At 69.9% G+C, this 8,844-nt stretch carries 7 protein-coding genes; 4 read left to right on the forward strand and 3 right to left on the reverse strand.

The genetic code is table 11. From position 1 onward, the window contains the following. Positions 1-26: 26 nt before the first annotated feature. Complete coding sequence (locus ACWGIG_RS33680) at positions 27-1,010, reverse strand: LLM class flavin-dependent oxidoreductase (protein WP_453325496.1); 984 nt, start codon at positions 1,008-1,010, stop codon at positions 27-29. Between the two features lie 61 nt (positions 1,011-1,071). Further along, positions 1,072-2,520 (reverse strand): cytosine permease, encoded by a 1,449-nt coding sequence (locus ACWGIG_RS33685; RefSeq protein WP_453325497.1) that lies wholly within the window; start codon positions 2,518-2,520, stop codon positions 1,072-1,074. A gap of 199 nt (positions 2,521-2,719) precedes the next feature. On the opposite strand from ACWGIG_RS33685, the gene ftsY reads away from it, so the two are divergent. After that, on the forward strand, positions 2,720-3,946 hold the full coding sequence (gene ftsY / locus ACWGIG_RS33690; RefSeq protein ID WP_453325498.1) for a signal recognition particle-docking protein FtsY: 1,227 nt from the start codon (positions 2,720-2,722) through the stop codon (positions 3,944-3,946). A 138-nt stretch (positions 3,947-4,084) separates the two neighbouring features. Here ftsY and ACWGIG_RS33695 read toward each other — a convergent pair whose 3' ends face one another. Further along, on the reverse strand, positions 4,085-4,738 hold the full coding sequence (locus tag ACWGIG_RS33695; RefSeq protein ID WP_453325499.1) for a bifunctional DNA primase/polymerase: 654 nt from the start codon (positions 4,736-4,738) through the stop codon (positions 4,085-4,087). Between the two features lie 495 nt (positions 4,739-5,233). Between ACWGIG_RS33695 and nsdA the strand changes: the two genes are divergently transcribed. From nsdA to ACWGIG_RS33710, 3 genes are all read left to right on the forward strand, one after another. Continuing rightward, positions 5,234-6,709 (forward strand): transcriptional repressor NsdA, encoded by a 1,476-nt coding sequence (gene nsdA, locus ACWGIG_RS33700; protein WP_453325500.1) that lies wholly within the window; start codon positions 5,234-5,236, stop codon positions 6,707-6,709. Between the two features lie 289 nt (positions 6,710-6,998). Next, positions 6,999-8,396, forward strand: a complete 1,398-nt coding sequence (locus ACWGIG_RS33705) for an ammonium transporter (protein WP_453325501.1) — start codon at positions 6,999-7,001, stop codon at positions 8,394-8,396. Beyond that, complete coding sequence (locus ACWGIG_RS33710) at positions 8,393-8,731, forward strand: P-II family nitrogen regulator (protein WP_069170469.1); 339 nt, start codon at positions 8,393-8,395, stop codon at positions 8,729-8,731. The genes ACWGIG_RS33705 and ACWGIG_RS33710 overlap by 4 nt, the downstream gene beginning before the upstream one ends. The last annotated feature ends 113 nt before the right edge of the window (positions 8,732-8,844 follow it).

Below are 8,844 nucleotides of genomic sequence, written 5' to 3' on the forward strand. Positions count from 1 at the left end.
TTCCTTGAGCCGGGGCAGCGCTCTTTTCAGGCCGGGGGTCCGGGGGTTGTCCCCCGGGAAAGCGCAGCGGCGAAGAGGCGCAGGCTTTCGTGCCCTTCGGCGACCGGCATCCCGCCGCACAGGGGATGCAGTACGAGACTGCTCGCGTCGAGGCCCGCGCACTGCTCCGGCGTGAGGATCCGGTAGACCCCCTCGGCGCGCAGCTCCTCGACGGTGCTCGCGGAGGAACGTACCGCCGAGCGGATGTCCTTCGACTGCCAGGAGGCGTACGTCCTGGCCTCGTGCAGGAAGTGTTTTCCGTACGTCGCCCAGGCGCGGTCCGGGTCCTCGCTGAGGTGCAGCAGCGGGGTCCGAGCGCCGGGCATCATGCAGAAGCCCCGGGTGCCGTGCGCCGCGCACTGCTCCTCGTAGTACGCGGCCAGCTCCGGCAGGTGCGCGCTGGGGAAGAACGGCAGGCCGAGCCGGGCCGCGCGCCGGGCCGCCGCCCTGGAACTGCCGCCGACCAGAAGCATCGGATGCGGCTGGGTGTACGGGCGCGGGGTGACGCGGACGGTCCGGCCCCGGAAGGTGAAGGGCTCGCCCGACCAGGCCTTGAGCAGGGTTTCGAGGAGCTCGTCCTGGAGCTTGCCGCGCCGCCCCCACTCCACGCCCTGCTGTTCGTACTCCTCGGGGCGGTAGCCGATCCCCGCGACCGTGACCAGCCGGCCGCCGCTCAGCAGGTCGAGCACGGCGATGTCCTCGGCCAGGCGCAGCGGATCGTACAGCGGGCCGATGATCGCGGAGACGGTGACGGCGATCCGCTGCGTCGCGCCGAAGACGGCGCCCGCGAAGGCGAAGGGGGAGGGCAGCCAGCCGTTGGCGGCGCCGTGGTGCTCCTCCGTCTGGACCGTGTCGATGCCGTGCTCGTCGGCGTACGCGGCCATCTCCAGCGCGGCGCCGTACCGCGCCCTCAAAGAGGCGGGGGTCGCATCGGGCTCGACCAGATTGAACCGGACCACTGAGTAGGCCATGACGCGAAGTCCCCCTCCGCCGGTGTGGGAATGGCGAAGGGGGACGTTAGCTGACGAGGTGTCAGATGGACAGGCTTTCGGCCTCACGGGATTCGTGGGCCTCAGGCGCCTGCGAGCGCGGCAGTACCGCGTACAGGACGCCCGCGGCGACGATCGTGACGACCCAGCCGAGGCCGTTCGCGCCGAGCCAGGTGGTGGCCAGCGGGCCGGTGAACCACTCGACCTTCGTGAAGAGCAGACCGACCACCAGCGCCACGCCCCACGCGGTCATCGCGGACCAGGCGAAGCCCCCGCTGTACCAGTACGCACTGGTGCGCGTGGTGTCCATCAGCGCCTCGCCGTCGTACGAACGGCGCTTGAGCATGTCGACGCCGAAGACGCCGATCCACGCCGAGAACGCCACCGCGAGCAGCGTCAGGAAGGAGATGAACGAGCCGATGAAGCTGGTCGCCACCACCATCAGCAGGAAGCCGAAGATCAGGCTGATGACCGCGTTCACGCTGACCGCCCAGGCGCGCGGCACCTTGATGCCGAGGGTCTGCGCGGTGAAACCGGCCGAGTACATCGACATGGAGTTGATCAGCAGCATCCCGATCAGGGCGATGACCAGGTACGGAACGGAGATCCACATCGGCAGCAGCTCACCGATGAAGGACACCGGGTCCTGCGCGCTCGCCAGGTTCGGGGTGGAGACCGCCATCACCGCGCCCATCAGGACCATCGGCAGGACGACGATGCCGGCGCCGCCGATCGACGCACCGACCATGCCCTTCGAGGAGGCGTTGCGCGGCAGGTAGCGGGTGAAGTCGGGGCCGGAGGGGACCCAGCTGATGCCACCCGCGGCAATCGTGCCGATGCCCGCGATCAGCATCGCCGTGGACCCTGCGGGCTTGGCGAAGACGGACGACCAGTCGGTGTTGGCGATCAGGTAGACGAGGACCAGCACGCTGAAGACGCCGAAGAGGTACGTCGACCACTTCTGGCAGACGCGCAGCGCGTTGATGCCCAGACCCGACACGACGAAGGTGCAGGCCACGAAGAGGAGCAGGGTGACGACCACGAGAGTGGTGTTGCTCTTCACACCGAAGAGCAGGTCGAGCACGGTCAGGACGGCGTACGCACCGGTGACCGCGTTGATCGTCTCCCAGCCCCAGCGGGCCACCCAGATCAGCGAACCGGGGAAGAGGTTGCCGCGCTGGCCGAAGACCGCCCGCGAGAGCGCCATGCCGGGCGAGCCGCCGCGCTTGCCGGCGATCGAGATCAGGCCCACCAGGCCGTACGAGACGATCGGCGCGGTGACCGCGACGACCAGCACCTGCCAGAAGTTGAGGCCGTTGAACACGATCAGCCCGGCGCCCATGGTGAGCAGCAGCACACTGATGTTCGCCGCCACCCAGGTCGGGAACAGCTCACGGACGTGACCGTTGCGCTCGTTGTCGGGGACCGGTTCGAGCCCTCGGGTCTCAACCGTGCCTTCGGGGGCGGCAGTGGGTTCGGCTGTGGTGCTCATGGTGTGGGGGTTCCGTGCCTCTCGCTCGGCGCGCGACGTTGCGAGCCGGTGGGGGAGTGATCGGTCTGGACTCTACGCGCGTGGATACGGGCTCGACCATCGTACTTTGACCCGACTGCGCCCCGGAAAAGGGGTATGTCGCTTGGAGGAAGTGCCAAAGAGGGTGCTCAGATCCCTGGTGGCCGATACTGGGGGGGTTATGGACATCCTCACTCTTGCCGTACTCATCGGACTCATCGCCCTGGTCGCGGTCGGCGCGATCAGCGGGCTCGTGGTCAGCAGCCGCAAGAAGAAGCAGCTGCCGCCCTCGGCGCCGCCGAGCACGCCGCCCCTCACTGCCCCGCCTGCCGAACCTCAGGTCGGCGAGGACGCCGCTCCGCCGAAGGACGAAGCGCGCCGCACCATCGAGGAGGTCGACCTCCCCGAGGCCCCCGACGCGCCGGTCGCCGTCGAGGAGCCGGTCGTCGAGCCGGTGCCCGAAGCGCCCGTGCTCGACGTGCCCGAGCCCACCGCCGGCCGCCTGGTCCGGCTGCGCGCCCGGCTCGCCCGCTCCCAGAACTCGCTCGGCAAGGGCCTGCTCACGCTGCTCTCGCGCGACAACCTCGACGAGGACACCTGGGAGGAGATCGAGGACACCCTCCTCACCGCGGACGTCGGCGTCGCCCCCACCCAGGAGCTCGTCGAGCGGCTGAGGGAGCGCGTCCGGGTCCTGGGCACCCGCACCCCCGACGAACTGCGCAACCTGCTCCGCGAGGAGCTGCTGAACCTCCTCGGCACCGACTTCGACCGCGCCGTGAAGACGGAGAGCGGTGTCGACACCCCGGGCGTCGTCATGGTCGTCGGCGTCAACGGCACCGGCAAGACCACCACCACCGGCAAGCTCGCCCGGGTCCTGGTCGCCGACGGCCGCTCGGTCGTGCTCGGCGCGGCCGACACCTTCCGCGCCGCCGCCGCCGACCAGCTCCAGACCTGGGGCGACCGGGTGGGCGCCCGTACGGTCCGGGGCCCGGAGGGCGGCGACCCGGCGTCGATCGCCTTCGACGCGGTCAAGGAAGGCATCGCCGAGGGCGCCGACGTCGTGCTCATCGACACGGCCGGCCGCCTGCACACCAAGACCGGGCTCATGGACGAGCTCGGCAAGGTCAAGCGCGTCGTCGAGAAGCACGGCCCGCTCGACGAGGTCCTGCTCGTCCTGGACGCCACCACCGGGCAGAACGGCCTGGTCCAGGCGCGGGTGTTCGCGGAGGTCGTGGACATCACCGGCATCGTGCTGACCAAGCTCGACGGCACCGCCAAGGGCGGCATCGTCATCGCAGTCCAGCGTGAACTGGGCGTACCGGTGAAGCTGGTGGGTCTCGGCGAGGGCGCGGACGACCTGGCTCCGTTCGAGCCGGAGGCGTTCGTGGACGCGCTGATCGGGGACTGAACCCCGGCTTCCGTACGAGCCGTTCACGTCTCGTACGACCTCGCGCACGAAGAAGGGCCCCCGCCGCATGGTGCAGATGCGGTGGGGGCCCTTCGGTCTGGGTGCGTACTGCCGGCCGGCCGGGGTGCGTACCGCCGCTCAGGCCAGATGCCGGTGGCAGATGTACGCCAGCGTGCCCAGCAGCAGCCGTGCCTGCGGGGGCTTCGACGCCGTGTCGAGGGAGGGCGGGCGCAGCCACCGGACATGGCCCAGGCCCGCGTGGTCCGACGGGGGAGCGGTGACGTACGAGCCCGGGCCCAGACATCGCAGGTCCAGGGCCGCGTCGTCCCAGCCCATCCGGTAGAGCAGCTCCGGCAGTGCCGCGGCCGCGCCGGGAGCGACGAAGAAGTGCGCGCGGCCGTCCGGCGTCACGCTCACCGGGCCGAGCGGAATGCCCATCCGCTCCAGCCGGACCAGCGCCCGCCGGCCCGCCGCCTCCGCCACCTCCAGCACGTCGAACGACCTGCCCACCGGCAACAGCACCGAGGCTCCCGGGAACTGTGCCCAGGCCGCCGTGACCTCGTCCAGCGTCGCCCCCGCGGGCACCACCTCCGCGAAGTCGAAGGGGTGGGCGCCCGGCGCCCCGCAGGACGTGTCGCCGCAGGAGCAGACGCCCGCGGCGGCCCTCGCTCCCGGGACGACGTCCCAGCCCCACAGTCCGGTGTACTCCGCCACCGCTGTGCCCTCTGACGTACGGCTGCGGCGCCGTGTGCCGGAGCGCATGTCCCGGATGCCGCCGATCGTGAAGCCCATGCCCCCTCCAACGGGTCGAACTCGCCGGTGGTTACGACATGGAGCGAGTCGATGACACTCCGTCATGCTGCCGTCGGGTCGGTGTCGCCGTCGATCCGGCTTCGGCGGCGCACCGGGACATCCGGGGTGGTGCGGATTGCGGCGTACGCTCCGGCGTGCGTCGGTCCGCCTGCTCCTGATCGTCCTGTGTCAAGTGAATCGCGCCTGCCCGCAGGCGAGTTCACTCGGAGGGGTGGCGAATGGTGGCGTTTCTGTAAGTGCCCTCGCCGGAGGGGTGATCGTAGGATTACTTTCGGTGCATGGACCCCGGAGGTGCGTGCATTCATGGGTATGCCGGAGGCAAGCCGGATTCCCGTTCGAGGGGGCGCATTCTCCGGACAGAAGGGCCCAACTCGCGGCATTCTGTATGGGGTTCACACGGAGGATGTGTGTACGCACAAGATTTCCGGAGCGCGGTGTGCGGCCCGCTCCGGGCGACGGAATGGGGGCGTTCCCGTGGGCGGCAACACCGCTAGTGGTGGAAACGCTGGAAAGCGCCCGAACGAGCAGCTCGGTTCGTGGTTCGCGCGCAGCGGCTGGTCCAAGGGTGAGCTGGCGCGCCAGGTCAACCGCCGGGCGCGGCAGATGGGCGCCCACCACATCAGCACCGACACCTCCCGGGTGCGCCGCTGGCTGGACGGCGAGAACCCGCGCGAGCCCATCCCGCGCATCCTCTCCGAGCTGTTCTCGGAGCGCTTCGGCTCCGTCGTCGCCATCGAGGACCTCGGCCTGCGTGCCGCGCACCAGTCACCGTCCGTGTCCGGCGTGGACCTGCCGTGGGCCGGGCCGCAGACCGTGTCGCTGCTCAGCGAGTTCTCCCGCAGCGACCTGATGCTGGCCCGCCGGGGCTTCCTCGGTTCCTCGCTCGCCCTGTCGGCGGGGCCCGCGCTCATCGAGCCGATGCAGCGCTGGCTGGTTCCCTCGACGGCGGGCGACCCCGGACCCACCGAGTCGTCCGCCACCTCCCGCCGGCCCTCCAGGCTGTCCGAGCCGGAGCTGCAGCTTCTGGAATCGACCACCGTGATGTTCCGCCAGTGGGACGCCCAGTGCGGCGGCGGACTGCGCCGCAAGGCCGTCGTCGGCCAGTTGCACGAGGTCACCGACCTGCTCCAGGAGCCGCAGTCCACCGCCACCTCGAAGAGGCTGTTCCGGTGCGGGGCCGAACTGGCCGAGCTGGCGGGCTGGATGAGTTACGACATCGGACTCCAGCCGACCGCCCAGAAGTACTTCGTGCTCGCCCTGCACGCCGCCAAGGAAGCGGGCGACAAGCCGCTGGGCTCGTACGTCCTGTCCAGCATGAGCCGGCAGATGATCCACCTCGGGCGCCCCGACGACGCACTGGAACTGGTCCACCTCGCCCAGTACGGCAGCCGCGACTGCGCCACCGCGCGCACCCAGGCCATGCTGTATGCGATGGAGGCCCGGGCGTACGCCAACATGGGCCAGCCCAGCAAGTGCAAGCGGGCCGTCCGGATGGCCGAGGACACCTTCACCGACGCCGGACTCGACGACGAGCAGGACCCCGACTGGATCCGCTTCTTCTCCGAGGCCGAACTCAACGGCGAGAACTCGCACTCCTACCGCGACCTCGCCTACGTGGCCGGCCGCAGCCCGACGTACGCCTCACTCGCCGAGCCCGTCATGGAGCGCGCCGTACAGCTCTTCGGGAAGGACACCGAGCACCAGCGGTCGTACGCGCTGAATCTCATCGGCATGGCCACCGTGCACCTCCTCAAGGGGGAGCCCGAGCAGGCCGTCCGCTACTCCCAGCAGGCCCTGACCGTCGCGGGGAAGGTCAGGTCCGAGCGGGTCAACAACCGGCTCCGCAAGACGGTCGAGGGCGCCGTCCGCGAATTCGGCGACGTTGCCGAAGTCCACGACCTCACCGACCAGTTGGGAGCACAGTTGCCCGAAGCCGCCGAAGCGGTGTAACCCCTCCGGCGGACCGTGCGGGCCCACAGACCCGGCCGCGACAGTCACCCCATGAAGCCCGACTCGGCTCCCCCGCGCCAGGCAACCGGGGCAGCTGTCGCGGTCGGCCCACGCGCGTGTGCACGTACCGCACACGCGTGATCCGACTGTTCATTTCCGCGTAACACACAGGTCGTCATCGTCACTGCCGCGAAACATCCAGCTCCATCCGCCGAAACCGCGCTCCGCCACTCTCTGGGTCCATAACCAGCCACCCCGTACTGGCCGCCCCGAGGACGAGGAGACGCCGATGCCCCCAGGCATCACGACAGACGCGATGACTTCCTGGACGCATTCCGGGCTGCCGGTGACGCTCGCCGCGGACGCACCCGCGCTGTCCGCAGCCAACACCGGCTTCATGCTCATCTGCTCCGCCCTGGTGATGCTGATGACACCCGGCCTGGCCTTCTTCTACGGAGGCATGGTCCGGGTCAAATCCACCCTGAACATGCTGATGATGAGCTTCATCAGCCTCGGGATCGTCACGATCCTGTGGGTGCTCTTCGGCTTCAGCCTCGCCTTCGGCGACGACATCGGCTCCGTCATCGGCTGGAGCTCGGACTTCGTCGGACTGAGCGGCATCGGTGTCACCGAGCTGTGGGACGGCTACACGATCCCCGTATACGTCTTCGCCGTCTTCCAGCTGATGTTCGCGGTCCTCACGCCCGCACTGATCAGCGGTGCGCTCGCGGACCGGGTCAAGTTCACCGCGTGGGCACTGTTCGTCGTGCTCTGGGTGAGCGTCGTGTACTTCCCCGTCGCGCACTGGGTGTGGGGCGCGGGCGGCTGGCTCTTCGAGCTGGGCGTCATCGACTTCGCGGGCGGCACGGCCGTCCACATCAACGCCGGTGCGGCGGCCCTCGGCGTCATCCTCGTCATCGGGAAGCGGGTCGGCTTCAAGAAGGACCCGATGCGCCCGCACAGCCTGCCGCTGGTGATGCTCGGGGCGGGGCTGCTGTGGTTCGGCTGGTTCGGCTTCAACGCCGGTTCGTGGCTGGGCAACGACGACGGCGTGGGCGCGGTCATGTTCGTCAACACCCAGGTCGCGACGGCGGCGGCGATGCTCGCCTGGCTGGCGTACGAGAAGATCCGGCACGGCGCGTTCACCACGCTGGGCGCGGCGTCGGGTGCGGTCGCGGGCCTCGTCGCGATCACCCCGTCCGGCGGCTCCTGCTCGCCGCTCGGCGCGATCGCCATCGGCGTCGTCGCCGGTGTGGTGTGCGCGATGGCCGTGGGCCTCAAGTACAAGCTGGGATACGACGATTCGCTGGACGTCATCGGCGTCCACCTGGTCGGCGGTGTGCTGGGCTCGCTGCTGGTCGGCCTCTTCGCGACCGGCGGCGTACAGTCCGACGCCAAGGGCCTCTTCTACGGCGGCGGCTTCGAACAGCTCGGCAAGCAGGCGATCGGCGTCTTCGCCGTCCTCGCCTACTCCCTGATCGTTTCCGCGCTCCTCGCCTTCGCCATCGACAAGATCATGGGCATGCGGGTCGAGGAGGACGTAGAGGTCTCCGGCATCGACCAGACCGAGCACGCCGAGACCGCGTACGACTTCACGGGAGCGGGCGGCGGCGCAGCCCCCCGTACCCCCGGCAACGGCCCGGTACCCGGCCCGACCGCAGAAGCGAGCAAGAAGGTGGACGCATGAAGCTGATCACGGCGGTCGTCAAGCCGCACCGGCTCGACGAGATCAAAGAGGCGCTCCAGGCCTTCGGGGTCCAGGGCCTGACGGTGACCGAGGCCAGCGGCTACGGCCGCCAGCGCGGACACACCGAGGTCTACCGGGGCGCCGAGTACACCGTCGACCTCGTACCGAAGATCCGCATCGAGGTCCTCGTCGAGGACGAGGACGCCGAGCAGCTGATCGACGTGGTCGTCAAGGCGGCCCGCACCGGCAAGATCGGCGACGGCAAGGTGTGGAGCGTCCCGGTGGAGACGGCGGTCCGGGTACGGACCGGCGAGCGCGGGCCTGACGCGCTGTAACCCTGTCGTACGGAATTGGGAGCTGCTGGGTGACGAGTGTGGAAGAGACCGACGAGAGCAATCCCCCGGGACCCAGCGGCTACGCGGCGGCCCGGCTGCGACTCCTCCAGGAG

Source organism: Streptomyces sp. NPDC054863 (genome assembly GCF_053610825.1).

Excerpts from the sequence above, each read along its gene's own strand:
- ACWGIG_RS33710 (WP_069170469.1), top strand. The coding sequence starts at position 8,393 with ATGAAGCTGATCACGGCGGTCGTCAAGCCGCACCGGCTCGACGAGATC.
- ACWGIG_RS33680 (WP_453325496.1), bottom strand. The coding sequence starts at position 1,010 with ATGGCCTACTCAGTGGTCCGGTTCAATCTGGTCGAGCCCGATGCGACC.
- ACWGIG_RS33695 (WP_453325499.1), bottom strand. The coding sequence starts at position 4,738 with ATGGGCTTCACGATCGGCGGCATCCGGGACATGCGCTCCGGCACACGG.
- ftsY (WP_453325498.1), top strand. The coding sequence starts at position 2,720 with ATGGACATCCTCACTCTTGCCGTACTCATCGGACTCATCGCCCTGGTC.
- ACWGIG_RS33685 (WP_453325497.1), bottom strand. The coding sequence starts at position 2,520 with ATGAGCACCACAGCCGAACCCACTGCCGCCCCCGAAGGCACGGTTGAG.
- ACWGIG_RS33705 (WP_453325501.1), top strand. The coding sequence starts at position 6,999 with ATGCCCCCAGGCATCACGACAGACGCGATGACTTCCTGGACGCATTCC.